Raw genomic sequence first — 24,868 nt, forward strand, 5'->3', positions numbered from 1 at the left:
CCTGATCGACTGTCAGATGCACACTCCCCACCTGGCCAGCATGGGTGCCAGAGACATCGCCCGCGAGCGCTTCATCGGCTATCTTGAACAAAATGTCCATGCACCCACCCCGGCCGGCCTCTGGCCAACGGAGCCACCGTGAGCAGCGACAATGCGAACAACCCGCAGCGTCAGGCACGCGATCTTCGTTTCTTCCTGACGGTGCCCCACCCCTGTAGTTATCTGAAGGGAAGGGAGGCGACCACACTGTTTCTCGACCCCGAGGAAACCGTGGCGCCCGAAGTCTATGACGCCCTCACCCTGCTGGGCTTCCGACGAAGTGGCAGCAATCTCTATCGCCCCCACTGCGAGGCCTGCAGCGCCTGCACCTCCGTCAGAATTCCGGTCGAGGACTTCGCGCCCAGCCGGACCCAGCGCAAACTGATCAATCGCAACCGGGACCTGACCACGCGGCTTCGACCGACGACATTCGACGAGCAGCACTACTCGCTGTATGCCCGCTACATTCGCGCCCGGCACGCGGATGGCGACATGTTTCCTCCGAGCCGCGAGCAGTACCGGATGTTCCTGACCCAGGCACACCCCTTTGCCAATTTGCTGGAGTTTCGGCTGGGCGACCATCTGATGGCGGTGGCCGCTACCGACTGCCTGGGCCACGGGCTCTCCGCGATCTATACGTTTTTCGATCCCGACCCGATCTTCGAACGACGCTCGCTCGGCAGCTTCGCCATACTCAGCCAGATCGAGCTGGCGCGTGAACGCCGATTACCCCATCTCTATCTCGGCTACTGGATACGCGCCTGCCAGAAGATGCAGTACAAGCAGGACTATCAACCGCTGGAGTACCTCAACGGGGGGCGCTGGCAACGCATGGTCCCCGCCAAGGCGCTGTGATGGCGACACGCAGACGTATCGCGCCGGAACCGTGAATTCACGGCACTCACGCGGCCATGCGGTGGGTGCCTGGAGTATTCGGTGGTGCTGGATCCGCTCACCAAGGCTCGGGCGTTCACTGGCCGGCCAGAGGCCGGGGCCCATTCGATTTGCAGCGGATTTTTGCCTTCCCTGGCGAGATAGCCCATAATATCGCGCACTTCAGAGGCCCAAGGGCGGGCTGGCTCGATGATGACGTGAACGGCACCCGTGCCTTTCGCGGTATTCCACGTCGATCGCCAACCGCGAGGCGCCGTGTCAGGCCCTCACACCAAGCCCCGTTCTCAACACGTTCAAGAGGGATCGCCTATATGGCACGAGAAGATCATATCGAAATGGAAGGCGTCGTGGTCGACACGCTTCCCAACACCATGTTCCGCGTTGAACTGGAGAACGGTCACGTCGTGACCGCACACATCTCCGGCAAAATGCGCAAGAACTACATCCGCATCCTGACCGGCGACAAGGTCAAGGTCGAGTTGACCCCCTACGACCTCTCCAAAGGGCGTATCGTCTACCGCTCTCGCTAACTCGCGAGCCTGTCCCGGCTCCGCCCTGCCCGAACGGCCTCCCGCCCTTACCAACGCCTGACACCCCCATCTTCGTCAGGCGGGCAACCAGAGATGGTACGAATCCAAGAACGCCTCGCCATGTTGCCATGGCGAGGCGTTGTCGTCTTGCTGCGACCGGATATCAGGCGATCTCGGCTTCGGTCTCGAGCTGCAACTCGTCGTTGTCGACCCGAACGTGCACGATGCCGCCATTCTCGGCCAGGTCGCCGAACAGGATCATCTCGGCCAACGGCTTCTTGAGCTTCTCCTGGATGACCCTGGCCATCGGACGAGCCCCCATTTCCGGATCGTACCCCTTCTCGGCCAGCCAGACGCGGGCGTCATCATCGACATCGAGCTGCACCCGTTTCTCGTCGAGCTGTGCCTGCAGCTCGACCAGGAACTTGTCGACGACGTTGCGCACGATGGAGGGTTCGAGACCGTGGAACTGGATGATCCCGTCCAGACGATTGCGGAACTCCGGCGTGAAGGTCCGACGAATCACCTCCATGCCATCGGTCGAGTGATCCTGGGTCTGGAAGCCGATCGAGCGACGCGAGATCTGCTCGGCACCGGCGTTGGACGTCATGATCACGATCACATGCCGGAAGTCCGCCTCGCGGCCGTTGTTGTCGGTCAGACGGCCGTGGTCCATGACCTGCAACAGCAGATTGAAGACCTCCGGATGCGCCTTCTCGATCTCGTCGAGCAGCAGCACGCAGTGAGGCTGCTTGGTGATCGCCTCGGTCAGCAGGCCGCCCTGGTCGTAACCGACATAGCCCGGGGGCGCCCCGATGAGACGCGACACCGTGTGACGCTCCATGTACTCGGACATGTCGAAGCGCACCAGCTCGATGCCCATCAGGTGCGACAGCTGCCGAGCGACCTCGGTCTTGCCGACACCGGTCGGGCCGGCGAACAGGAAGCTGCCCACCGGCTTGTCCGGCGACTTGAGTCCGGCCCGGGACAGCTTGATCGCCGCCGACAGGCTGGTGATCGCTTCGTCCTGGCCGAACACCAGCATCTTCAGGTCGCGGTCCAGGTTGGAGAGCAGCTTGCGGTCCGAGCTGGAGACGCTCTTCGGCGGAATCCGCGCGATGGACGCCACCACCGCCTCGACCTGATCGACATCGATGGTGGCGATACGGGCTTCCGGCGGCAGCAGCCGCTGATGCGCCCCCGCTTCGTCGATCACGTCGATCGCCTTGTCCGGGAGGTGACGATCGTTGATGTAGCGGTCCGCCAGCCGGGCGGCACTCTCCAGCGCCGCATCGGTGTACTTCAGCTGATGATGCTCCTCGAAGCGGCCACGCAACCCCTTGAGGATACGGATGGTGTCCTCGACGGTCGGCTCCGGCACATCGACCTTCTGGAAGCGGCGCGCCAGCGCCCGATCCTTCTCGAAGATGCCGCGGAACTCCTGGAACGTGGTCGAACCGATGCAGCGCAACTCGCCGGAGGAGAGCAGCGGCTTGAGCAGGTTGGAGGCATCCATGACACCGCCGGATGCGGCCCCGGCACCGATGACCGTGTGAATCTCGTCGATGAACAGAATCGAGTTGTCCTGCTTGCGCAGCTCGGCCAGCAGTCCCTTCAGCCGCTTCTCGAAATCGCCGCGGTACTTCGTGCCCGCCAACAGCGCCCCCATGTCCAGCGAGTAGACGACGGCATCGGCAATCACGTCGGGCACGTCCTCCTCGACGATGCGCTTGGCCAGCCCTTCGGCGATGGCGGTCTTGCCGACACCTGCCTCGCCCACCAGCAAGGGGTTGTTCTTGCGGCGCCGGGCCAGGATCTGCACCACGCGCTCCAGCTCGTGATCGCGCCCGATCAGCGGATCGATCTTGCCCAGGCGGGCCTGGTCGTTGAGGTTCGTGGCGTAGCTGGTCAACGGGTTCTGGCCGTTTTCGGTCGCCGCCTCTTCACCCTCCTCGGACTCCTGGGAGGGCTGCTGGGACTGGCCATGGCCGGCAACCTTGGAAATGCCGTGGGCGATGTAGTTGACCGCATCCACCCGCGCCACGCTCTGTTGCTTGAGGAAGTAGACCGCCTGGCTCTCCTGCTCGGAGAAGATCGCCACCAGCACGTTGGCGCCAGTCACCTCGCTCTTGCCGGAGGATTGAACATGGAAGACGGCGCGCTGAAGCACGCGCTGGAAGCCAAGCGTCGGCTGGGTCTCCCGGTCCTCCTGGTCCTCGGGAATCAGCGGGGTCGTAGAGTTGATGAAGTCCTGCAGATCGGCACGAAGCTTTTCCAGATTCGCCCCACAGGCGTTCAGCACATCGGCTGCCGAGGCATTATCGAGAAGCGCCAGCAGCAAGTGCTCCACGGTCATGAACTCGTGTCGCTTGGAGCGCGCCACGGTGAAGGCCGTGTTCAGGGTGAGTTCAAGTTCTTTACTCAACATGGCAGTCCCCTTTTAGCCACTGAGGGCGTCGGTCGGCACTTTCACAATCGGGCACAAACAGCGGTTTCGCAAGTCTTCGAAGACAAAAGCGTCGACGATGTGTGTCCGCCATCTACTCTGCGGCATCCACGTCGCACATGAGAGGATGCTCGCACTCTTTCGCATATTCGTTGACGAGGTGACACTTGGTTTCCGCCACGTCACGGGTGAAGATGCCGCAGGTCGCCTTCCCCTGAGTGTGGACGGCCAGCATGATCTGGACCGCCTTCTCGCTATCCATGGCGAAGAATCGCTGCAGCACCTCGACGACGAACTCCATCGGCGTGTAGTCGTCGTTGTAGAGCACGACCTTGTACATGGGCGGCGGCGCCAGTTGCGGATCCGACACCTGCTCGGCAACATCGCCCTGCTCCTCGCGTTCAGGATCGGGAGGCCGCGACATGCCCATGCAGGCCGGCTCCCTGGCGAGGCAAGGCGACAAGCTATTCAAGATTTCTGACATAGTAAGGATGAATCCCTGGATGCATCGGCTCGGATACGACAAGCCGGGACTCGGTAAGGTATTGGATACCGTTGAAGACCCGAAGTTCCTTGAAGATGCGGCCGATGGGGCCCGTATGCAAGCCTTCCCTGAAAATAGTCTCGATCGGCGGCATCTGCCACGGGGAGACGCCCCGATCGCGCCCCGGAACCGGCCCACGGCCAACGCGGAAGGCCCGACATGAGCCGAATCTACCTGCTGCACAAGCCCTACAACGTTCTCTGCCAGTTCACCGACGCTCAGGGCCGGCCAACGCTGGCCGACTATCTCGACGTGGCCGGCGTCTATCCCGCCGGTCGCCTGGATTACGACTCGGAGGGACTGCTGCTGCTGACCGATGACGGCGCCCTGATCCATCGCATCAGCGATCCGCGTCACAAGCTGCCCAAGCAGTACTGGATCCAGGTGGAAGGCGAACCGGACCAGCAGGCGCTGAAGGCGCTTCGCGAAGGCGTTACCTTGAACGACGGGCCGACTCGCCCGGTCAGGATCAGAAGGCTCGCGCAACCGGAACCGCCGCCCCGCGATCCGCCCGTGCGTTACCGGGCGTCGGTGCCGACGACCTGGCTGGAGATCGAACTGCGCGAGGGGCGCAACCGCCAGGTACGCAGAATGACCGCACACGTGGGCCATCCGACCCTGCGCCTGATCCGCGTCGGAATCGGCCCGTGGCGGCTCGACGGCCTGCCGTCGGGTCACTGGCGCAGCGAGACGGTGAACGTCCCCCGGCGCATGCCCGCGCGCGACACGAACCGGCGCCCGGCCTCCTCCCGCAAGCGCTGAAGCGCGCTGCCGTGCTCAGACATCCGGCATGTGGTTGCCGATAGCGGGCTTTCGAATTGGCGTAGACCGGGTATGATCGGCTGGGGTCCCGCGGCCGGGTGTCGAGGGCAGAGCATCGAGTCGGGAGAATGATGACATGAACCGTTGGACGCCTCGCGTGACCGTTGCGGTGGTAGTGGAGCGAGCAGGCCGTTACCTGATGGTGGAGGAGGACCGCGGCGGCCCGTTCAGCCTGTTCAATCAACCCGCAGGCCATCTGGAACGGGGTGAGCGCCTGATCGCGGCCGCCGAGCGGGAAGTGCGCGAAGAGTCGGCCTGGCAGGTCGCCATCACCGACTATCTGGGGCTCTACGTCCACCAGACGCCGGACGGCCTCACCTTCCACAGCCATGCGTTTCTCAGCCTGCCGCTGGCCCATCTGGGCAATGCGCTGGACAAAGGCATCATCGGCACCCACTGGCTCACCTTCGACGAGATCGACGATCTCGACCGCAGCCACCGTCTGCGCAGCCCGGTCGTTATGCAGCGGCTGCGCGACACCCGTGACGGCCGCCGCTATCCGCTCGAGGTCATTCGCGAGCGCTGAGCGGGAAGCGGATCGGCAGCAACCGTGTCGCGACACCCCCACCCTCCGGGAAATTGCGCAGGACTCGATGCGATCCCCCGCTTTCGGCTATAATCGCGGGCCGCTCATTTTCGAGTCGGGCCAATGATTCGGATCCTGCAAGCTCGCCGGGCATCGCCACTGGCGAGCCGGGTCTCACGGCCCGCCCTCACCTGCCCCGGAAATCGCCATGACCACAGCCAGCGCAACCAGCGATACCGTGCACGCACTCAGCGAAGCCCCCCCGACAGTCATCGTCGGCATGTCGGGCGGCGTCGACTCTTCCGTGACTGCCCTGCTGTTGCTCGAGCAGGGATATCACGTCGAGGGCCTGTTCATGAAGAACTGGGACGAGGACGACGGCACCGAGTACTGCACGGCCATGGCAGACCTGGCGGACGCCGAGGCGGTCTGCGGGACCCTCGGGATCAAGCTGCATACGGCCAACTTCGCCGCCGAATACTGGGACAACGTCTTCGAGCACTTCCTCGCCGAGTATCAGGCCGGGCGCACCCCCAACCCGGATATCCTGTGCAACCGCGAGATCAAGTTCAAAGTCTTCCTCGACTACGCCGAGATGCTCGGTGCCGACCTGATCGCGACCGGCCACTACGTGAGAAAAGGCCGTGACGGGAACGGTCGCGCCCAACTGCTCAAGGGGCTGGACGGCAACAAGGATCAGAGCTATTTCCTGCATGCGGTTCCCGGTGCCGCCATCGACAGGACACTGTTTCCCGTCGGCGAGCTGGAGAAACCGCAGGTGCGGGCCTTGGCGGAGCGTCACGGCCTGGCGACGGCGAGCAAGAAGGACTCCACCGGGATCTGTTTCATCGGCGAGCGCCGGTTCAGTGACTTTCTCAAGCAGTACCTCCCCGCCCAGCCCGGGCGGATCGAAACGCCCGAAGGCGACGTGATCGGCGAGCATACGGGCCTGATGTACTACACCCTGGGCCAACGGCGCGGCCTGGGCATCGGCGGGCTCAGGAACCACAGCGAGGATCCGTGGTTCGTCGCCGCCAAGGATCTCGAGCGCAACGTTCTCATCGTCGCTCAGGGCGAACACCCCTTGCTCTACAGCGATATCGTCTACTGCGAACCGGCAGCCTGGATCGCGGGAACGCCTCCGGAAGCGTCACGCCTGAGCGCCAAGACCCGCTATCGCCAGCGCGACGTTCCCTGCGAGGTGACGCTGCTGGCCGATGGCGAACTCGAGGTTCGGTTCGATGAACCGCAGCGGGCCGTCACGCCGGGCCAGTCGCTGGTGCTCTACGATGGCGAAATCTGCCTGGGCGGCGCTGTCATTCGCGCCACCGGAACCGCCGATGGCGCGGCCGTCGCGGAACTCACCAACAACCCCACCGCCATGACAGGGAGCCAGCGCTCGGCATGAACCCGACGCCCATTCAATCGGCACCGCTCGATAGCAACGGCCGACAGGCACTGGCCCTGGCCGGCGTATTCCAGGCGGCGTCCGTGGTCGATCAACTGGCCCGCACGGGGCAGTGCGACGAGCGCGCCTGGAATACCCTGATCCACGCCACGCTGGACACCGATCCGCCCAGTTTCGAGTCGATCTACGGCGGCCACCACAACAACCTGCGCCTGGGCATTGACACGCTGCTGGCGGTCATGTCACGCCAGAGCGCGCAACCGGCCGTCATGCGCTACGGCTTTTCAATGGTGTTGCTGATGCAGAAACTGCGCAAGGACAGCGCCATGATGAACACACTCGGCCAACGGCTGGGACGTGTCCAGGGCCAGGCCGAGCACTTCAGCGAAACGCACGAGAACGTGATCGCGAGCCTCGGCGAGCTCTACCAGGAAACGCTCTCCACCTTCCGTTATCGGATCGTGGTACAGGGAGAGCCCAGTTTGCTGCAGAGTCGAATGATGCCGGAACGCATACGCACGGCCCTGCTCGCCGGCGTTCGCTTCGCCCTGCTCTGGCACCAGCAAGGGGGACGCCGCTGGCGCCTGATCTTCCAGCGCGGCGCCATCAAGCGCACGCTGCGCGAACTCGACGGCCACTGACGTCGAGCCGATGAATTGAGCCGCACGAATCTCTCAATCGCGAGCTGCCTGCTCGCGCGATGTCCCGGGAATCCACGATGATCGAACTCTCCGCACTGACCGCTCTTTCCCCCGTCGACGGCCGCTACGCCGCCAAGGCCGCCCCGCTGCGCGAACATTTCAGCGAGTTCGGACTGATCCGGGCGCGCGTTACCGTCGAGGTGCGCTGGCTGGAACGTCTGGCGGCCCACCCCGGCATCGCCGAGGTGCCGCCGCTTTCCGCCGAAGCGCAGGCCTTTCTGGACAAGCTGGTGAGGGAGTTCTCGGTGACCGATGCCGAGCGCATCAAGATCATCGAGCGCACCACCAACCACGACGTGAAAGCGGTCGAGTACTTCATCAAGGAGGCCATTGCCGATCAGCCTGAGCTCCACGCGATCACGGAGTTCGTGCACTTCGCCTGTACCAGCGAGGACATCAACAACCTGTCCTACGCACTGATGATGCGTGACGGCCTCGATGCCCTGACGCCGACGATGCAGGCGGTCCATGATGCGATCGCCCGACTGGCCCACGAGCATGCCGAACAGCCGATGTTGTCGCGAACGCACGGCCAGACCGCCAGCCCCACCACGCTGGGCAAGGAGATGGCCAACGTCGCCTATCGCCTGCAGCGCCAGCTCAAGCAGATAGCCTCCGTCGAGCTGCTGGGCAAGATCAATGGTGCCGTCGGCAACTACAACGCGCACCTGGCGACGTATCCGGAAGTGGATTGGGCCGAGAATGCCCGCGCCTTCGTCGAGTCGCTCGGACTCACGTTCAATCCCTATACCACCCAGATCGAACCGCATGACTACGTCGCCGAGCTGTTCGATGCCATCAGCCGCTTCAACACCATCCTGATCGATTTCGATCGCGACGTGTGGGGCTACATCTCGCTCGGCTACTTCAAGCAGCGCACCGTCGCCGGCGAGATCGGCTCCTCCACCATGCCCCACAAGGTCAACCCGATCGACTTCGAGAACTCCGAGGGCAACCTGGGGCTGGCCAACGCACTGCTCGACCACCTGGCGCGAAAACTGCCCATCTCCCGCTGGCAGCGCGACCTGACCGACTCTACCGTGCTGCGCAACCTCGGAGTCGGCCTGGCCTATGGCCTGATCGCCTACGAAGCGGCACTCAAGGGCATCGGCAAGCTGGAAGCCAACCCACAGCGTCTCGACGACGATCTCGACCAGAGCTGGGAGGTGCTGGCCGAGCCGATCCAGACGGTCATGCGCCGCTACGGGATCGAGAAGCCCTACGAGAAGCTCAAGGAGCTGACCCGCGGCAAGCGCATCGACCAGGCCGGCTTTGCCGCCTTCATCGATACGCTGGCGCTGCCGGACGAGGTGAAGACCGAACTCAAGGCCCTGTCACCGGCAACTTACATCGGTAACGCCATCGATCAGGCCAAGGCGCTCTGAAGGCGCTACGCACGTTTTCGTCCAGGAGATAGACATGACGTCAGCCAACAAGCCACGCACGCTGCTGGGCGGTCTCACCCCCGCCCAGTTTCTCAGCCAGCACTGGCAGAAATCGCCGCTGCTGATACGCGGTGCGTTTCCCGACTTCGTCTCGCCCCTGGAGCCGGACGATCTGGCGGGTCTCGCCTGTGAAGAGGGAGTCGAGGCCAGGCTGGTGGAGGAGCAGGGACCAGACAAGGCGTGGCAGGTCAGCCACGGACCGTTCGACGAGGACACCTTCGCTCGCCTGCCCGCCAGCGGCTGGTCGCTGCTGGTGCAGGCGGTGGACCACTATGTGCCAGAGGTCGCCGAGCTGCTGGAGTCCTTCGATTTTCTGCCCAGTTGGCGGCTCGACGACATCATGGTCAGCTACGCACCGCCTGGCGGCAGCGTGGGCGCGCACGTCGACCAGTACGACGTCTTTCTACTCCAGGCCAGCGGACGCCGGCGCTGGCAACTGGGCGGCAGCCCCGGCGCGAGTGCCCGCTTGATCCCAGGGATCGACCTGCGCATCCTCGAAGACTTCACCGTGCAAGCCGACCAGGAGTGGGTGCTCGAGCCGGGCGACATGCTCTACCTCCCGCCGGGCGTCGCGCATCACGGTGTCAGCGAAGCCGAGGATTGCCTGACCTACTCGATCGGTTTCCGGGCCCCTTCCGCCGACGAGATCGTCACCTCCTTCGCCGACTATATCGGTGAACAGCTCGGCGACAGCCAGCGCTACGCCGATCCCGACCTGCAACCCCCGTTCGCCCCTGGCGAGCTGGACGAGCAGGCCGTGGCCCGCGTGCGCAGGCTGCTGCTGGACGTCATCGATCGTCCCGACCAGATGGCGCAATGGTTCGGGCGTGCCATGACCCAGCCAAAATACCTGGACCAGCTGGCTCCGCCGGACTCTCCCACCGCACCGGAAGCGCTGCGCGCCACGCTCGAGAGCGGCGGAGAACTGACTCGCAGCCTTGGCTCGCGTTTCGCGTGGCACCGGCTGGACGAGGCCAATGCTACCCTGTTCGCCGACGGAGACGCCGTCGAATGTCCTCTCGAACTGGCCCGGGTACTGGCGTCGAGCGGCCGTATAGATGCCAGCGCACTCGACCACCCGGACAGCGCGCGTCTGCTGGCGGCTCTCGTCGACAGCGGCAGCCTGGACTTTTCCGAGGACGACCGCGATCGCCAGGGGTGAGAGGCAGGAATCGCCAGCGGCTCCTACACTCAATCCGTGTCGGGTGCAGTGCCAACGGCGTTCATTAGCACTGGACTAGTTTTAGAACACTGTTTTAATGTACTGGGCACGAAGCCATACCTGGATGTTAAGGAGAATCGATCATGAAACGACTCATCGCCCCTGCACTGGTCATGAGCCTGCTGGCTCTGGCGGGATGTACCAATACCTCGACCTACTCGGGTGACGTCTATCGGGGGGATCAAGCGGGCACGGCGCAGTCCGTGAGCTACGGCACCATCCAGTCGGTGCGACCGGTACAGATTCAGGGTGGCAATGGCGAGAGCGTTCTGGGCAGCCTGGGCGGTGCGGTCATCGGCGGCTTGCTGGGCAATCAGGTCGGCGGCGGCTCCGGACGCACCCTGGCGACCGCGGCGGGCGCCATCGGCGGTACCGTGGCCGGCAGCAAGATTCAGCAGGCCACCGACCGCGTCGATGGCTACGAGCTGGAGATTCGCCAGGACAGCGGGCAGAACGTCGTGGTCGTCCAGAAGTCGGACCGCAACTGGCAGGTCGGCCAGCGCGTCAAGCTGGTCGCCAGCGGCTCGAGCGTCAGCGTCGCTCCTTACTGACAGCACCACGACAGCTAGACGATATGCCAGCGGCGCCCTTGGGCGCCGCTTTCTGTTAGCGTGATACTAATTTTTTATGTCCCCGCCGTTTTACGTACGCTATTGTATGTCCCGCAGATCCATAATTCGTGTTAAGGGAATAAGGCGGAACATGAAGGGACACATTTGGTCGCGAACCGGCCTGGCCATGGCACTGGCAGCCATCTCGAGTACCGCGTGGGCGGACGGCATCCTGACGCTGAAGTCGGAAAACGATATCTTCGCCAGCGGTGATGACGGTCATTACACCAACGGCATCGAAGCCGACTGGTCGTTCAAGCCTGATCGGGGTCACTGGACCCGCGACCTCGCCGACCTGATTCCGGGCTGGAGCGCCACCTCGCTGGATGGTGCCTCCTACCGCTTCGGGCAACAGATCTACACGCCGGAGGACATCGACGAGAGGCGCTTGATTGAGGACGACCGCCCCTACGCTGGCGTTCTCTATGCCGGGCTCTCCCTGTTCGATGACCAGCAGTTGACCGGATGGCGTCGCACCAGCGGTCTCTTTTTCGATGTCGGCCTTGTCGGCCCTGGCGCCGGCGGTCATACCGTCCAGAACAATTTCCACCACTTGGTCGACAGCGACGAACCAGAAGGCTGGCACAATCAGTTGCACAACGAGCCTTTCGTCAACGTCGCCTACCAGACCGCCTGGTGGAAACAGGGCCGGCTGGGGGGGCTGGAAGCCGAGTATGGGCCGTCGGTCGGGCTGGCGGTCGGCAATCTCTACACCTATGGCGCAACCGGCCTCGGGGTGCGCCTGGGACAAGGGCTGGACAAGAGCTTCGGCGTGCCGGCCGTGGCGCCTTCCCAGGGCAGCAGGATCTTCTTCGAAAAAGACAGCGGCTTCAATTGGTACGTGTTCGCCAATATCGAGGGTCGGCTGATGGCCTACAACATGCTGCTCGACGGCAACACCTTCGAGGACAGCCACTCCGTCGACCGCCGCCCTTGGGTGGGCGACGCCCAGCTCGGTCTCGCCGTATCCTGGGATCGCTGGCAGCTGACCTACAGCTCGGTCTGGCGCACCCACGAGTTCGAATCGCAGGATGATGGCGACCAGTTCGGCTCGATCACCCTCTCCACCTGGCTCTAATCACTGACCTCGAAACCAGAACGGGCGATGCTGATCTCCAGCACCGCCCGTTGGCGAGCACGAGCCAGTCGAGCCAACCGGCGCTTCCGTCATCAGTGCAGGTTGGCTTTACGCATGGCCCAGCAGGCAACGCGCAGGCCCACCCAAATGCCAATGGCCAGCAGAATCAGGGTCAGAAGCATGGACACCGGCTTGATGATGAACGTCGCGCCCAGTACCGCCAGCGCCGCCGACATGATCCAGCGATCCTGAGCGGGATCCCCCTGCAACTGGGTCGGCAGCCGACGCTTGATCATCCCCCCGAGGGCGCCATCCCACGCCCTGAGCAGCAGAAACAGAAAAACGGCGAAGGCAACGAGCCAAACGACAAAAACGGTCATGACGAACTTCTCCTCGGCCGCAGAATCACGGTGATTTATCGTGGAAGTCAGGGTAACCACACCCTTGGGGTGGCGCAACTATCGCAACGGCCGTTCGCGGCAGGCTGGACTCCACCGGGCCGACTTCCTGGTCATTGCGACCTGACAGAAAGGCTGTGGCGCGTTAGGATGTGACAGACATGCACAAACGCAAAGGTTTCGAGATGCAGATTGCCCAGAACTCCGTGGTCGCGTTCCACTACACACTGACCAACGATGCTGGTGAAGTCCTGGACAGTTCCGAAGGTCGCGATCCGCTGACCTATCTACACGGTGCGGGCAACATCATTCCGGGGCTCGAGAAAGAACTCGAAGGCCACGGTAGCGGTGACAAGCTCCAGGTCGCCGTCGCGCCGAGCGAAGGGTACGGTGAAGTCCAGCCGGCGCTGGTTCAGGAAGTCCCGCGGGACGCCTTCCAGGGCGTCGACGCCGTCGAACCGGGCATGCAGTTTCAGGCACAGACCCAGGAAGGCCCGCTGATGGTCACCGTGACCAAGGTGGAAGGTGACACCGTAACGGTCGACGGCAACCATCCCCTGGCTGGCGAGAAGCTGAACTTCGATGTCGAGATCGCCGAAGTTCGCGAAGCGACCGAGGAAGAAGTGTCCCATGGCCATGTCCATGGCGAAGGCGGTCACGAGCACTGATCATCGCGCCGGCCTCCCGCAGGGGGCCGATTGGATCGGTGGGGATGCGCCCCACGCAAAAAGGGCAGCCAAGCGGCTGCCCTTTTTATAGGCGTTCTATATTCACTTTTTCCTGCTCATGCTTCGCCGGTCGAGTACCGCGCTCCCCGCCCCAGCGGCATCGGGACGAGCCCGCGACCGGAAGCGCCGTCGCACGGCTTGCCCCTACTCAACCTTCGTTGGCCAGCATGACCCGCTGAGCCAGCTGCGTACGTTCGACCGGCCGGCGCGCCTGCCAGTAGTACCGCTTCCAGTAGACGTTATCGAGACGAGACAGCTTCACCCCTTGGGACGACGAGGCGTGAAGAAAGTAACCATCGCCCACGTAGACGCCGACATGGTTGTAGGGTCCGGGTGGCTGAAAGAAGACCAGGTCCCCTGCCTTGAGGTTCTGCTCCGCAACCCGATCGCCCTCCAGGACCTGCTCCTCGGTCGTACGCGGCAGCTCGAAAGCGAAGGCCTCTCCGAACACGTGCTGCATCAACGCGGAACAGTCGATACCGTGATGCGTCGTCCCCCCGAGTACGTAAGGCGTCCCGACCCACCGCCGATGCTCGTCCAGCAGGGCCTTTCGAATCACTGCGGGAGAGACATGCTGCGGCCGAAAATCCTGGATCGCTTGAGGCGCCGGCGGCGCGCTCTTGGGAATGTCGACCGCGACGGTGCGAGTCTTGACCAGAGGGAGTGAATACTGCGCGTTGACCTGTTGTTGTTTTACCGGGGCGGAGCAACCGGATATGACCATCACCAGTGCCAGTCCCATGGCTGTGCGTCTTAGCATTCAGCGCGACCTCGTTCGCCTGTGAGCCGTTACGGGCGCCGCCTTCTTATCGACGACTCATGGGGAGTCGCCCGGCGAAATGGAGTCGCTGTGGTGGTGACACATCTTGCCGAGGTGTCACCGCCAGAACGGCCTGTATTGGGCTCGAATCATCGATCAATCGGACAGAAAAAAGCCACGTCCTCTTTCCAGCGGACGTAGCGCAGCGGAGATCATATGCCATCGAAAACGCTTTGGCGAGTGTTGTCGGTTAATGAACAGCGTTAATGTAAACGATGGGGTTCACCGGGAAGAATATCGACATGAAGCGATGTCCAATGCGTCATGGGACTGCCCGGAAAATCGAGACTCGCCCAGGCACCGGCCAACAGCGGCTCGGCCTCCAGCCAGGCGCTGAGCGCCTCCCGGAAGCGCAGCAGGAAAGCCTCGCGCTCGGGGGTGTCATCCATGAAGAATCCGAAGCCGCTGTACAGCCCCTCGGCATAATCCCGCCAGCTGCTGTAGTGGCGCTCGGCCAGGCGCATGGCGGCGTCCAGATAGTGTGACAGGCGAGCCTCGTCGAGCCAGTCGAGCTGTCGTCCAGCCACCGCCAGATCCACCAGTTGCGCGATATCCCAGGCCGTCATGTCCTGATCGTTGCAGTGACAGGCGTTGTCCCGCACGTGCTTCAGCCGCATCAGATGAACGCGGTCTTCTTCCGCGCACTCTCCCGACTCGAGAATCGCGATTTCCGCCTCCAGACGAGTGCGATTCAGCGTGTAGGGCGCATAGTTGATCTGGTAGTCCTGACGGTCTCCCGCCTCGCTCAGAAAATCCAGGAAGTCGACCAGGCCCGAGGCCCCCTGCAGCGCATACTGGTGCTCTATCCACTCTCCCAGCGCCTCTCTGTCTTGCGGCGCCAACGGCTGCGGCGCCTGCCATAGCGCCTCGTTGAGCGGCCCTGCCAGCGAGATCGCCGTGAACCGCGCCAGGGTCGGCCGTACCCCCGGCTCGAGCCAAGTCAGCGACCGTGACGGGGTCAGCCAGTGGAAGGGGGAGCCGGGGTCGCGCCGGTGCCAGGCGATATCATCCGCCAGAGAGACCTCGTCCGGCGTTTCATCCTCGCCCAGCACGGTTTCCCAGACCTGCCATGCCGACAGCATCCTTTCGGCATCGCGGTAGAAACGACTCAGCACATCGCACAGCGACCGCGCCAGGGTCTCGATCTCGACCGGCGAATAACGTCCGCTGTCCGACGCCATCACCAGATAGAACGCGTACTTCTCTGCCATCGTGATCGTTGCCGCATGATCCGCGCACACGGCCAATCGCCGCGATGCTCCCGGCGATGACCGGCGGCCGGCGGCGTGGCGGGAGTCGGCGGCCAGCTGGTTGAGGTGATGCGCCTGGGCCGGCATCCAGAACCTCGCCAGCCCCGCGGTGCCCTCCTCCCGCCGCAGGCCCAGCACGTCCTCGAGGTAGCGCTCCGCCTCCTGGATCCGGTCCGGTCCCAACGGCTCGCTCAGGGAGCGACGGTGAACCAGATCCGGATCGCGAATCGAGGCGATGCTCAACACCCAACTGCCGGGATCCTCCCGGTGCTGTCGAACGAACTCACGCGCCGCCTCCCGCGACTCCTCCTCCAGCGTGTCGGCGAGCGGTACCGCCCATGGGCTGGTAGCGGTGGAGAGCAGGCCACGCCACTCCTCATCGAAGACGGCCCGCAGGTCTCGTCCCTCGAACAGGCTGCGTCCCCGTTGATACGCCCGGGCCGCTGCCCCCCAGTCCGGGTAGCGCTGCTGCAGGAGGTCGATGCCATGACCCGCGAACCGCTCCGCCTCCTCCGTCGTGAGCCACCCGGCACAATGGCCGAGGTACGCCTGGTCGACGAGCCGGAACCAGTCCCAGGCGGCCCAGTCCAGCGGTTCCGCATCGGCCAGGAAACCCAGCAGCACCTGACCGTAGTCGTGCTGGTCGTTCAACCCCGAGAGCCACTCGAGCTGCGCCTCGGGGCGCTGACGTGCCACCCGTACGGCATCCAGCTCCCAGCCATAGCGATGCCCCTGCCCCGCGAGCCAGAACAGCGATGACAGGAGTTCTTCACGCCCATCCACGTCGTCCTGTTCGCGCAGCAGCGTCCGATACTGTCGCTGTTCGTCGGGTGGGATATCGATCGGCCAGGCAAGTACCGGCGCAATGGCTGCCCTGGCCCGCCAGGGACCGCCCGGCCAGAGATCGGCCGACCGGACCTGGAGAGCATCGAATCCGGCCGAATCCGGTGGCGTCGATGGGCCGGCGGATTTGAGACGATGGCGAAGCGCAAGCCAGGAAACGCCCCGCTGCTGGCGCTCCCGAGCCAGCAGCTCGCGCCCGGCGGCATCCAGAGCCGGATCGTTCAGGGAGGCGAGCGACTGCAGCCAGGCCTTGAGCGTGGGGGCCTGCTCGACGATGTTCCGGGCCAACATGACAAGCCAGGCATCGGTACAGGGAGGTCGAATCCAGTTTGCCGCACTCCCCAGGGCGAGCAGCTCCAGTGCCGCCAACCGGGCGAACGATGGCGACTGTGCGTCGCCGCCGCTCTCCCACAGGCGCCAGGCAAACTCGTCGCGCCCTCCGATCCCGAGCGACTGCAGGCGAGCGTGGGCCTGATCGGCACCAAGCGCCAGTCGAGGGTCGCTGACAAGGGGCCAGCCACACAGCGTCAGTTGCTGGGCCCACCACGGGACGAGAAGTTCGCTCAAGAGAAACCTCGTGCTACGAGAAACGGCTTGCGCTGACTGCCGGAGTGGCTCCTGGCAGTGCGCTTGCGGCGGCATAGTATAACGGAAAGGTCGTCGCGCGCCGATGGCCGACGCGCGATCGGCCACCGAACCTCAGCTCATCTTCTCGGTATGAGTTCGCGGCGCCTTGCCCAGCAGATGACGTAGCAGGAATTTTCTGACTCGTACCACGAACTGCTCCTGGAAGAGCACACAGAACATCACGGTCAGAATCAGGAACAGCGGGTAGAGCCACAGGTGCAACTCTCCCGCCGCCGCCAGACACCCCCTGAAATCCGTCAGACACAGGCCGGGATCGCCGGAGAGCACGCGTTCGACACGCGAAAAGACCGCATAGAGAGGCACATGCAGCGCGAACATCGGCAGCGATGCGCCGCCCAGCCTCGACGCCAAGCGCATCAGCCGGGGGTTACGTGGCTCCCCCCAGTGTGCCGCCACGTAGATCAGTGCCAGCTGGGCCGGCAGCAGCAAGCCATTGTGCAGGGCGTAGTACCACGCGTGCCCCAGCCCCAGCAGATAGACCGCGACCACGACACTCACCGCAACGGCCAGCAGCGTCAGGCAGCACTGGCCATGGGACATCAACCGCCCTTGCGCCTTGCGCTGGGCATAGAACGTGCAGAGCAGAATTCCGGCGGCGAACTCGGGGAGGCGAATCAGCGGATTGCGATGGAGAATGCCGGTTTCCGGCACGCCGTAGTCGGTCGTCAGGATCACGTACAGCGGCGGGATCAGGTAGATCACATTGACCAGCAGCATGGCGCGACGGGGATGCAGCACCCGACGCAGACGAGGCGCCAGCCAGGGAAATGTCAGATAGAAGAAAAACAGTGCCGAAATCGACCATGACGGCGGATTGAAGGTCAGATACAGCGGGTTCCAGGCATGCAGCAGCGTCAGGTTGAGCAGCAGGTTGATGCCGGTTTCCAGCGACCCCATGGTATGGTTCAGGCTTTTCCAGTCGAGCTGACCGATATCGTTATTGACGTCGTAGACCACGAACCGCAGCGAGATATCGCTATCCCCGGGCGCTATCGCCAGGTAGCCAACCAGCGCCGACACCGACATGGCAAGGATCAGCGATCCGATATGAATGGGATAGAGATTCGAGAAGCGTTTCAGCCAGAAGCTCCTGGGCGGCTCGCGCATCTGATAGGACGAGTCGAGATAGACATGCGTCAGCAGAAAGCCGGATAGCACGAAGAAGGCACTGGTCGAGAAGAACCCGATATCGGTCACGTAATGCGACCATTCGCGTATGGAAGGATAGTTGTGGAGCGTGTGGAAAATGACGATATAGAGGCCGAGCAGGAAACGCAGCCATTCGAGCCCTATGAAACGTTCTTTGCGCGTGGCGGTCGATGAATCAAGCATCCGTTGCAGATCTCTGGCCGTCAAAAGGCGCTAGTGTACCTGATTCTGCCGGGTAGACACGTCATCGGCTCATCGCGGTGGCAGCGCCCCCCTGTACCGAAACGGCCGCGCAGGAGCGCGGCCGTTCGTCACGACAGTCGATCAGCGTGGCCAATCGAGGTATGAGTGCGTGCTAGGCCTTCTTGACCTTGGCAACGATCCACAACAGGATGATCGCCCCAATGGTCGCGACGACCAGTGATCCGATCAACCCGTTCGACGACAACCCCAGCAGGCTGAACAGGAAGCCACCGATCACGGCACCGACGATGCCGACGACGATGTTGCCGAGGATGCCGAAGCCGCCGCCGCGCATGACCTTCCCGGCGATCCAGCCGGCAATGCCTCCGATGATCAGCCACAAGATAAAGCCCATAGTCCTACTCCTTGATTCCCTTCGGGTTGAATAACCGACAAGCGGTCCGGTACCGCCTTGCACAAGCATAGTCATCAATCGACGAATCTTCGAAGAATAACAGGCAAACGGGTCGACCAAAGTCGACCCGTTTGCCTGATGGCACGATGAAAGCGCCGCTGCCGCGTCAGCCGAAGGCCGGCACCCGCAGGGAGGCTCTCGAGGGCAGGCCGTGCTCATGCCAGCTCCGGTGGGCCTCGGCATCGCCCCACACTCTCCAGTGCAGCTGGGACAGCATCACCGGATCATCCAGGAACGCCAGACGCTCGAGGTTGTTCATCGCCGCCGGCCCCTGCTTGAGCGCCTGACTCACGCGCTCGTGGCGTCGCCGCTTCAACGGCTCGGCATGGCCATGTCGCGAGGTGCCGAGCGCCGTTGCCAGCGCATTCGACACCGGGTCCACCACTATCTGGACGAAATTCGGCGTGGGGGCAGCCGCGTTCATCCTGCCCAGATGACGCACCATCCTGCGCAGCACGCGTGGCGGATGCGTCTCCTCGGGAATCCGAAACAGTCGTGCGCGGAAGCAGGCGCTGCCGAGGGAGACGCGACTGGACAGCGCGGACACCGGGATCGAGATCATCATGGCCCCCACGATGGGCGACAGCCACCACAGGAACGTCGGCTCCATGAAGTAGACGCCCACCGCCCAGACGGCGCCGATGAGGGTCTGGCTCCAGTGATTGCGAATCGCATCGCCCCAGGTGGTGTCGCTGTTCTCGCGTGACGGCGAGCGCCACTGGATCGCCCACCCCATGATCGAGGTCAGTACGAAACGCGTGTGGAACAGCATCCGCACAGGAGCCAACGCCATCGAGAACAGCGACTCCAGAACCATGCTCGCCAGTACCTTGAGGGGCCCACCGAACTGGCGGCTCCCCTGGACCCACACCAGGATCACGCTCAACACCTTGGGCAGGAACAGCAGCGTCGCGGTAGCCCCGAACAGACCGACCGCCAGCGTCGGATTCCACTGAGGCCACACCGGAAACATCATCCCCGGTTCGGGGAAATAGTTGGGCGTACTCAGCGTGTGAACCGCCAGCAAGGCCGTCGACAGCACCAGGAACAGGCACCACAGCGGCGCGGAGATGTAGGACATCAGCCCCGTCAGGAACACGGCACGATGGACGGGATGGATGCCCTTGGAGAGGAACAGCCTGAAATTCATCAGATTGCCATGACACCAGCGCCGATCCCGATTGAGCTCGTCGAGCAGGTTCGGCGGCATCTCCTCGTAGCTGCCGTCCAGCTCGTAGGCGATCCAGACGCCCCAGCCGGCGCGGCGCATCAGCGCCGCCTCGACGAAGTCGTGGGAAAGGATTTCCCCGGACATCGAGCCCTTGCCGGGCAGCGGTGCCAACATGCAGTGGCGCATGAATGGCGCCATGCGGATGATGGCGTTATGCCCCCAGTAGTGAGATTCACCGAGCTGCCAGAAGTGCAGTCCGGCGGTGAACAGCGGCCCGTAGACACGGGTCGCGAACTGCTGCATGCGGGCGTAGAGGTTCAATCGCCCGGACGCCCGGGGTGCGGTCTGCACGATGCCGGCATCCGGATGCGCTTCCATCATCTGAACCAGGCGAGTCAGACAGGCGCCACTCATCACGCTGTCGGCGTCCAGTACCAGCATGTAGCGGTAGAGCGCGCCCCAGCGGCGACAGAAGTCGTCGAGGTTGCCACTCTTGCGCTTCACGCGGCGCTGGCGTCGACGGTAAAAGACCTGGCCGAACGCCTCGAGATCGCGGCACAGCGCCAGCCACGCGTGGGTCTCCTGGATCGCGATATCGGGATCGAAGGTGTCGCTCAGGATGAACACGTCGAAGTGCTGATCGTTGCCGCTCTGGCGCAACGACTCGATGGTCGCACGGACACCGGCGAAGACCCGCGGAACGTCCTCGTTGCAGATGGGGACCAGCAGCGCGGTACGCGCGTCTTCCGGGATCGGTTCGTCGCCGACTTCGGAGTCGATGGCATAGCGGTCGCGGCCGCGAAGCAGCTGGAAGAAGCCCATCAGGGCAGTCCAGAAACCCGCGGACACCCAGGCGAACAGCAGCACGAACAGCGCCAGGATGGTGATCTCGAGCCACTGCTGGCCCTGTCCCGGCAAGACCGTCCGCATCTGGTTGGCGGCGATGAAGCTCTGGCCGAAAATCAGTACCAGCAGCACCCAGCGGCGCGCGCTCGCGATCATCTGCCAGCGCGGCGCCGGTTTGCTCTCCCGGTGCTTGCGACGAAACCCCCGGCCGGCCCAGTTCTTGAAGCGCTGCCCGAAGCGCACGAAGGGATTGGTCGACCACCCTTCGGGAGCCAGCGGCGTTCGCTTCAGCGGCGGCGCCGTCTTCAAGCGGGTGATGCCGCGCTCATCGGTATCGAGGATCTCCGGCGGCGCCAGCGGCGGCTCGGCATAGGCCAGGGCCAGGCGGCGACCCACCGAACTGGCAGCCGGATCGTCCTGATCGACCTCGCCACCGCCCAATGCGGCGTGCAGCGAAGCCATGTCATGGGTATCCAGGTCGCTGGCGAGCAGCTTGCGCCGCTCGTTCCGGTCCTGGGCTTCAAGCGCCAACCGCTCCAGGTAGTGCTCGGCTGACACCATCTTCTTGGGCGTCGCTTCAGCCATTGGCGGGCAACCGGTAGTACCAGGTTTCGGAAACCCGCTTCTCGCCTTGGTTCAGGTAGGCGCGGATGTCCAGCGGCTTGCTGTTGTCACTGCGCTTGACCTTGACGAAGACCCGCCAGCCGCCCATGGCCGAGTTGCGCTCGGCATGGCTGTCCACCAATTCACCGTTGTCGCCGACGCTCGCCTGCACGCTGACGTTCGCGTCGTCACCGAGCCCTGACAGCGAGGGGCCAGTGAAATCCAGCACGAATGCCAGCGAACCGTCGGCCTCTCTGACCAGATTGTCCTTGCGGACTTCGCCGCGAGAACGGCGCGTCTGGTCGACCCAGGCCAGAGAGGGATCGACGTAGCGGCTCTCGTCCTTGGTGACGGTGAAACGATAGTCGTAATCCAGCGGCGTGCCCGGCTGCGGCGCGGTTTCCGGCAGCCACATCGAGACGATGTTGTCGTTGGTCTCGTTGGGTGTCGGAATCTGGATCAACTCGACCTTGCCGGCGCCCCACTCGTTCTGCGGCTCGATCCAGGCGCTCGGACGCAGGTCATAGCGACTGTCCAGATCCTGATAGCTGTCGAACTGGTGATCCCGCTGCATCAGACCATAGCCCCGGAGGCGCGGCGTGGCCTGCTCGTTGATCATCAGCTTCGCCGGATTGGCCAGGGGGCGCCAGGTCCAGCCGTTCTGCGAGTCGCTGATCAGCAACCCGTTGGAGTCGTGGATGGCGGGCCGGTAGTTCAGCGTCGATGAGGGCTGCTCGGGGCCGTAGAGATACATGCTGGTCAGCGGCGCCACGCCCAGTTTCTCCACCGGACGACGCAGGAAGATGCGCGACTTGACGTCGACGACGGTGTCGGCCCCCGGGCGCAGCACGAAGCGATAGGCACCGGTCAGGCTGGGAGAATCGAGCAGCGCGAAGATCGTCAGGTACTGGCTGGTCTTGCTCGGTTTGACGATCCAGAACTCCTTGAAACGGGGAAACTCCTCGCCGGAAGGGAGTCCGGTATCGACCGCGAGTCCCCGGCCGGAGACGCCGTAGACCTGGTTCTTGCCGACGACACGGAAGTAGCTGGCGCCGAGAAACACCATCGTCTCGTCTTTGCGGTCAGCCTGGTTGAGCGCGTAATTGACCTTGAAACCCGCGATGCCGAGATCGTCGTCGTTCTTGACGCTATCCGGAATATCCAGATTGCCGTAGGTGAAGTCGTCGGGGTTGTAGGCGAAGTCGTGCACGCCCTGATCGTCGACGCTGTGGAGTTGAATGGCGCTGTTGTAATGCATGCCCTCGTGGAAAAAGCTCAGGGTGAAAGGCACCCCGTCTCCACTCCAGACATCGCGATCACGCTTGTACTGGATCTGCTCGTACTGGCCGTAATCCAGATTGCTCAGCGCCTCCGGCAGGTTCTGTTCGGGTTCGCTGTAACCCTGTTGCGAAAGGTCCTCGGCTTTCTTCGCGACATCATCGAAACCAAAAGCCAACACATTTTGGGCGATACCGCTGAGTAGCAACCCTGTCAGGGCTACCACCGGAAGAAGCGCCTTGCGTTTTTCAAGGTTATTCCGCCGGATCGATGCACTCACACTCATACTCCTGTCATAACTATCTTGGCCGATATCAACGAGCTCGAGGCGTTCAAGGCCGTGCATACCGATGCTGTAAAAAACGGTCAGCCATGCCGAGCCGATAAAGCCGTGCCACCAGGAATGCCGGCAGCCGACGCAACTCACGATGAGGACGACGAGATAGCGAAGCCTCCTTGCTCCGTACCGCCGCAGTCTAGCATACGCTACACTGCGGGTACGGGAAGACCTCGTTGTCGGCCCACGACTGCCTGACTGAATAGCGCACCCGGTTCACCGACGGATGAGATCGCTGCATGCCCATGGATTCGCACTTCGATCAAGGGGCCGCGACGACCGGGTTGCGCCGTTGGCTGGGCATGATGGCGTATCTCGTCATTTTCAGCTACCCCCTGATCCAGGCCGATCGACTCTACCGGGACGACATCTGGCGCAGTTTCCATGGCGAGATGGGCTGGGTCTCCAACGGTCGCCCACTCTCCAGTCTCGTTTCGCTGCTGCTCAACGGCGGCCCTCGCCTCGCCGATCTCGCGCCGCTGCCGTTATGGCTGGGCCTGGCCGCCGTCGCTGCGGCCATTCTGCCGTGGCGACGCCGTCTGCTGGCATTCGACACCGGTCACGCCTGGCTTGCGATGCTGATTCTCGTCGTACAGCCGTTTTTCCTACAAAACCTCTCCTACCAGTTCGACGCGCTTCCCATGGCCCTCTCGCTGGCCTGCGCCATCGCCGGTATCGCCTGGGCGCTGGATCCGCGCCAACATCGACATTGGCAGGCACGATTCCGCTGGCTGGCCGGAGGCGCCGGCGTCCTGGCGTCGCTGCTGTTCTATCAGCCGGCCGCCAATGTCTACTTCGTGCTGCTCGCCTTCCATGTCGCCTTGAGTATCTCGCTGCGGGGTCGCCCCGACTGGTCCCTGCACCTGGGGGCCCTGGCGACGGGCTTGATGGCACTGGTGATTTCAAAGCTCGTCTCCGCGTGGCTGATTGACGGCGACTACAGCGTCAAGCACAGCCAGCTGGCCCCGTTCGACCAGCTGCCCGGTCATCTGATCGGTCAGACGTGGCGATTCTGGCACTACGCGGCAACCACCCTGGGCGCCCCGACATGGTGGCTCGTCATGGCGCTGGCCGTCGTGACCACCACGACGCTGTGGATCGCGGCATGGCGCCATCGACATCTGGCGGGCCTGGCCGTCATGGCCCTGATCACGATCTGCCTGCCGCTGGGCGGGCTCGGCTTTCTGTCCGCCCTTTCCGACCCGATCTGGCGGCCGAGAGTGATGATGGGCTTCGGCGCGGTCTATGCCGGACTGCTCTTCTGCGTGCTGCAGTGGCTCGGGCGCTCCCGCTGGCCGCTGTTCAACCAGTCCACGATGGGCTGGCCGCTGCTGGTGGTCGCGCTCGGCATGCCCCTCACCCTGACCTACGCCTACGGCAATGCGCAAAGGCAGCAAGCGCTTTTCGCCGATCACGTTGCCATGACCCTGATCGACGATCTCGCCGTGCAGCCTCACGCCGCGCCACTGGTCATCGACGGGGCGCTGCCCTACGCCCGGGCGACCCGCAACGCGATCGCCTCGCACCCGATGATAGCCGAGCTGATCCAGCCCTATCTCGACAACGGCTACTGGTGGGGCTACCAGGAGCTCTATCGCAGAGGCCTGTCCTCGGGCTTCGAATTGAGCAGCGACACGGCACTGCGGAGGGATTTCGAGTCCCGGTGCGGGAGTCTCGCCCCCCTGGTGCGGCGGGCCTGGTACACGCTCTACCGATTCGAGGGACACTACGTGGTCTCTCTCGAACCGCACTGCCATCGAAGCTTGACGACCAGCGAACTTCCCATCGACGACTGAGCGCGACGTCCGGCCTTGCCATCACGCTGCGCGGTTCTCCGGCGACATGGCGTTCCGATGCAGGGACCCACAGGCCA

22 protein-coding genes and 1 pseudogene are annotated in these 24,868 nt (G+C 63.7%); 14 read left to right on the forward strand and 9 right to left on the reverse strand.

Annotated features, from left to right (window positions below; genetic code table 11):
• From Q0602_RS18985 to infA, 3 genes and pseudogenes are all read left to right on the forward strand, one after another.
• Positions 1 to 142 (forward strand): annotated as a pseudogene (locus Q0602_RS18985) (leucyl/phenylalanyl-tRNA--protein transferase); the annotation flags it as partial.
• Complete coding sequence (locus tag Q0602_RS18990) at positions 139 to 894, forward strand: arginyltransferase (protein ID WP_298846722.1); 756 nt, start codon at positions 139 to 141, stop codon at positions 892 to 894. The pseudogene Q0602_RS18985 and the gene Q0602_RS18990, both read left to right, overlap by 4 nt.
• A gap of 350 nt (positions 895 to 1,244) precedes the next feature.
• A complete protein-coding gene (infA, locus tag Q0602_RS18995; protein WP_013332816.1) occupies positions 1,245 to 1,463 on the forward strand; it encodes a translation initiation factor IF-1 in 219 nt (72 codons plus the stop codon).
• A 163-nt stretch (positions 1,464 to 1,626) separates the two neighbouring features.
• Here infA and clpA read toward each other — a convergent pair whose 3' ends face one another.
• The gene (gene clpA, locus Q0602_RS19000; protein WP_295035123.1) at positions 1,627 to 3,891 is read right to left on the reverse strand and encodes an ATP-dependent Clp protease ATP-binding subunit ClpA; all 2,265 of its coding nucleotides are present in this window, start codon (positions 3,889 to 3,891) and stop codon (positions 1,627 to 1,629) included.
• Between the two features lie 112 nt (positions 3,892 to 4,003).
• Entirely contained in the window at positions 4,004 to 4,339 is a 336-nt protein-coding gene (clpS, locus tag Q0602_RS19005; protein ID WP_295035145.1) for an ATP-dependent Clp protease adapter ClpS, read from the reverse strand.
• Between clpS and Q0602_RS19010 the strand changes: the two genes are divergently transcribed.
• From Q0602_RS19010 to Q0602_RS19050, 9 genes are all read left to right on the forward strand, one after another.
• On the forward strand, positions 4,332 to 4,616 hold the full coding sequence (locus Q0602_RS19010) for a hypothetical protein (protein ID WP_298846727.1): 285 nt from the start codon (positions 4,332 to 4,334) through the stop codon (positions 4,614 to 4,616). The genes clpS and Q0602_RS19010 overlap by 8 nt on opposite strands.
• Positions 4,613 to 5,215 (forward strand): pseudouridine synthase, encoded by a 603-nt coding sequence (locus Q0602_RS19015; protein ID WP_295035122.1) that lies wholly within the window; start codon positions 4,613 to 4,615, stop codon positions 5,213 to 5,215. The genes Q0602_RS19010 and Q0602_RS19015 overlap by 4 nt, the downstream gene beginning before the upstream one ends.
• Positions 5,216 to 5,351: 136 nt before the next feature.
• Positions 5,352 to 5,801 carry an NUDIX domain-containing protein gene (locus tag Q0602_RS19020; RefSeq protein WP_295035121.1) on the forward strand — a complete coding sequence of 150 codons (450 nt, stop codon included), beginning with the start codon at positions 5,352 to 5,354 and terminating at the stop codon, positions 5,799 to 5,801.
• A 208-nt stretch (positions 5,802 to 6,009) separates the two neighbouring features.
• A complete protein-coding gene (mnmA, locus tag Q0602_RS19025; RefSeq protein ID WP_298846731.1) occupies positions 6,010 to 7,209 on the forward strand; it encodes a tRNA 2-thiouridine(34) synthase MnmA in 1,200 nt (399 codons plus the stop codon).
• The gene (gene hflD / locus Q0602_RS19030) at positions 7,206 to 7,850 is read left to right on the forward strand and encodes a high frequency lysogenization protein HflD (protein ID WP_295035118.1); all 645 of its coding nucleotides are present in this window, start codon (positions 7,206 to 7,208) and stop codon (positions 7,848 to 7,850) included. The genes mnmA and hflD overlap by 4 nt, the downstream gene beginning before the upstream one ends.
• Before the next feature lie 80 nt (positions 7,851 to 7,930).
• Positions 7,931 to 9,295, forward strand: coding sequence for an adenylosuccinate lyase (gene purB, locus Q0602_RS19035; RefSeq protein WP_295035144.1), 1,365 nt, complete (start codon positions 7,931 to 7,933; stop codon positions 9,293 to 9,295).
• Between the two features lie 34 nt (positions 9,296 to 9,329).
• The gene (locus Q0602_RS19040) at positions 9,330 to 10,517 is read left to right on the forward strand and encodes a cupin domain-containing protein (protein ID WP_298846736.1); all 1,188 of its coding nucleotides are present in this window, start codon (positions 9,330 to 9,332) and stop codon (positions 10,515 to 10,517) included.
• Positions 10,518 to 10,660: 143 nt separating this feature from the next.
• Positions 10,661 to 11,128 (forward strand): glycine zipper 2TM domain-containing protein, encoded by a 468-nt coding sequence (locus Q0602_RS19045; RefSeq protein WP_298846738.1) that lies wholly within the window; start codon positions 10,661 to 10,663, stop codon positions 11,126 to 11,128.
• A gap of 151 nt (positions 11,129 to 11,279) precedes the next feature.
• Positions 11,280 to 12,266, forward strand: a complete 987-nt coding sequence (locus Q0602_RS19050) for a lipid A deacylase LpxR family protein (protein WP_298846745.1) — start codon at positions 11,280 to 11,282, stop codon at positions 12,264 to 12,266.
• Positions 12,267 to 12,358: 92 nt separating this feature from the next.
• Here Q0602_RS19050 and Q0602_RS19055 read toward each other — a convergent pair whose 3' ends face one another.
• Positions 12,359 to 12,646 (reverse strand): hypothetical protein, encoded by a 288-nt coding sequence (locus Q0602_RS19055; RefSeq protein WP_298846748.1) that lies wholly within the window; start codon positions 12,644 to 12,646, stop codon positions 12,359 to 12,361.
• A gap of 203 nt (positions 12,647 to 12,849) precedes the next feature.
• Here Q0602_RS19055 and slyD point away from each other — a divergent pair, with 203 nt between their 5' ends.
• Positions 12,850 to 13,332 carry a peptidylprolyl isomerase gene (slyD, locus tag Q0602_RS19060; protein ID WP_110601121.1) on the forward strand — a complete coding sequence of 161 codons (483 nt, stop codon included), beginning with the start codon at positions 12,850 to 12,852 and terminating at the stop codon, positions 13,330 to 13,332.
• A 208-nt stretch (positions 13,333 to 13,540) separates the two neighbouring features.
• Here slyD and Q0602_RS19065 read toward each other — a convergent pair whose 3' ends face one another.
• From Q0602_RS19065 to Q0602_RS19090, 6 genes are all read right to left on the reverse strand, one after another.
• The gene (locus tag Q0602_RS19065; protein WP_295035108.1) at positions 13,541 to 14,152 is read right to left on the reverse strand and encodes an NlpC/P60 family protein; all 612 of its coding nucleotides are present in this window, start codon (positions 14,150 to 14,152) and stop codon (positions 13,541 to 13,543) included.
• Between the two features lie 263 nt (positions 14,153 to 14,415).
• Complete coding sequence (locus Q0602_RS19070; protein ID WP_298846752.1) at positions 14,416 to 16,872, reverse strand: DUF1266 domain-containing protein; 2,457 nt, start codon at positions 16,870 to 16,872, stop codon at positions 14,416 to 14,418.
• 132 nt (positions 16,873 to 17,004) lie between these two features.
• On the reverse strand, positions 17,005 to 18,285 hold the full coding sequence (locus Q0602_RS19075; RefSeq protein WP_295035104.1) for an acyltransferase: 1,281 nt from the start codon (positions 18,283 to 18,285) through the stop codon (positions 17,005 to 17,007).
• Positions 18,286 to 18,457: 172 nt separating this feature from the next.
• Positions 18,458 to 18,700 carry a GlsB/YeaQ/YmgE family stress response membrane protein gene (locus Q0602_RS19080; RefSeq protein WP_071233199.1) on the reverse strand — a complete coding sequence of 81 codons (243 nt, stop codon included), beginning with the start codon at positions 18,698 to 18,700 and terminating at the stop codon, positions 18,458 to 18,460.
• A gap of 166 nt (positions 18,701 to 18,866) precedes the next feature.
• Complete coding sequence (gene mdoH / locus Q0602_RS19085) at positions 18,867 to 21,362, reverse strand: glucans biosynthesis glucosyltransferase MdoH (protein ID WP_298846757.1); 2,496 nt, start codon at positions 21,360 to 21,362, stop codon at positions 18,867 to 18,869.
• Positions 21,355 to 22,938 carry a glucan biosynthesis protein G gene (locus Q0602_RS19090; protein WP_298846760.1) on the reverse strand — a complete coding sequence of 528 codons (1,584 nt, stop codon included), beginning with the start codon at positions 22,936 to 22,938 and terminating at the stop codon, positions 21,355 to 21,357. The genes mdoH and Q0602_RS19090 overlap by 8 nt, the downstream gene beginning before the upstream one ends.
• Before the next feature lie 296 nt (positions 22,939 to 23,234).
• Here Q0602_RS19090 and Q0602_RS19095 point away from each other — a divergent pair, with 296 nt between their 5' ends.
• On the forward strand, positions 23,235 to 24,791 hold the full coding sequence (locus tag Q0602_RS19095; protein ID WP_298846763.1) for a glucosyltransferase domain-containing protein: 1,557 nt from the start codon (positions 23,235 to 23,237) through the stop codon (positions 24,789 to 24,791).
• The last annotated feature ends 77 nt before the right edge of the window (positions 24,792 to 24,868 follow it).

Source organism: uncultured Salinicola sp. (assembly GCF_937921195.1).
Lineage (GTDB): Bacteria > Pseudomonadota > Gammaproteobacteria > Pseudomonadales > Halomonadaceae > Salinicola.

Coding starts and splice junctions, on each gene's coding strand:
- slyD (WP_110601121.1), top strand. CDS start 12,850: ATGCAGATTGCCCAGAACTCCGTGGTCGCGTTCCACTACACACTGACC.
- Q0602_RS19055 (WP_298846748.1), bottom strand. CDS start 12,646: ATGACCGTTTTTGTCGTTTGGCTCGTTGCCTTCGCCGTTTTTCTGTTT.
- Q0602_RS19050 (WP_298846745.1), top strand. CDS start 11,280: ATGAAGGGACACATTTGGTCGCGAACCGGCCTGGCCATGGCACTGGCA.
- infA (WP_013332816.1), top strand. CDS start 1,245: ATGGCACGAGAAGATCATATCGAAATGGAAGGCGTCGTGGTCGACACG.
- Q0602_RS19095 (WP_298846763.1), top strand. CDS start 23,235: ATGCCCATGGATTCGCACTTCGATCAAGGGGCCGCGACGACCGGGTTG.
- Q0602_RS19045 (WP_298846738.1), top strand. CDS start 10,661: ATGAAACGACTCATCGCCCCTGCACTGGTCATGAGCCTGCTGGCTCTG.
- Q0602_RS19040 (WP_298846736.1), top strand. CDS start 9,330: ATGACGTCAGCCAACAAGCCACGCACGCTGCTGGGCGGTCTCACCCCC.
- hflD (WP_295035118.1), top strand. CDS start 7,206: ATGAACCCGACGCCCATTCAATCGGCACCGCTCGATAGCAACGGCCGA.
- Q0602_RS19015 (WP_295035122.1), top strand. CDS start 4,613: ATGAGCCGAATCTACCTGCTGCACAAGCCCTACAACGTTCTCTGCCAG.
- mnmA (WP_298846731.1), top strand. CDS start 6,010: ATGACCACAGCCAGCGCAACCAGCGATACCGTGCACGCACTCAGCGAA.
- Q0602_RS19020 (WP_295035121.1), top strand. CDS start 5,352: ATGAACCGTTGGACGCCTCGCGTGACCGTTGCGGTGGTAGTGGAGCGA.
- clpS (WP_295035145.1), bottom strand. CDS start 4,339: ATGGGCATGTCGCGGCCTCCCGATCCTGAACGCGAGGAGCAGGGCGAT.
- Q0602_RS19075 (WP_295035104.1), bottom strand. CDS start 18,285: ATGCTTGATTCATCGACCGCCACGCGCAAAGAACGTTTCATAGGGCTC.
- Q0602_RS19065 (WP_295035108.1), bottom strand. CDS start 14,152: ATGCTAAGACGCACAGCCATGGGACTGGCACTGGTGATGGTCATATCC.
- mdoH (WP_298846757.1), bottom strand. CDS start 21,362: ATGGCTGAAGCGACGCCCAAGAAGATGGTGTCAGCCGAGCACTACCTG.
- clpA (WP_295035123.1), bottom strand. CDS start 3,891: ATGTTGAGTAAAGAACTTGAACTCACCCTGAACACGGCCTTCACCGTG.
- Q0602_RS19010 (WP_298846727.1), top strand. CDS start 4,332: ATGCCCATGCAGGCCGGCTCCCTGGCGAGGCAAGGCGACAAGCTATTC.
- Q0602_RS19080 (WP_071233199.1), bottom strand. CDS start 18,700: ATGGGCTTTATCTTGTGGCTGATCATCGGAGGCATTGCCGGCTGGATC.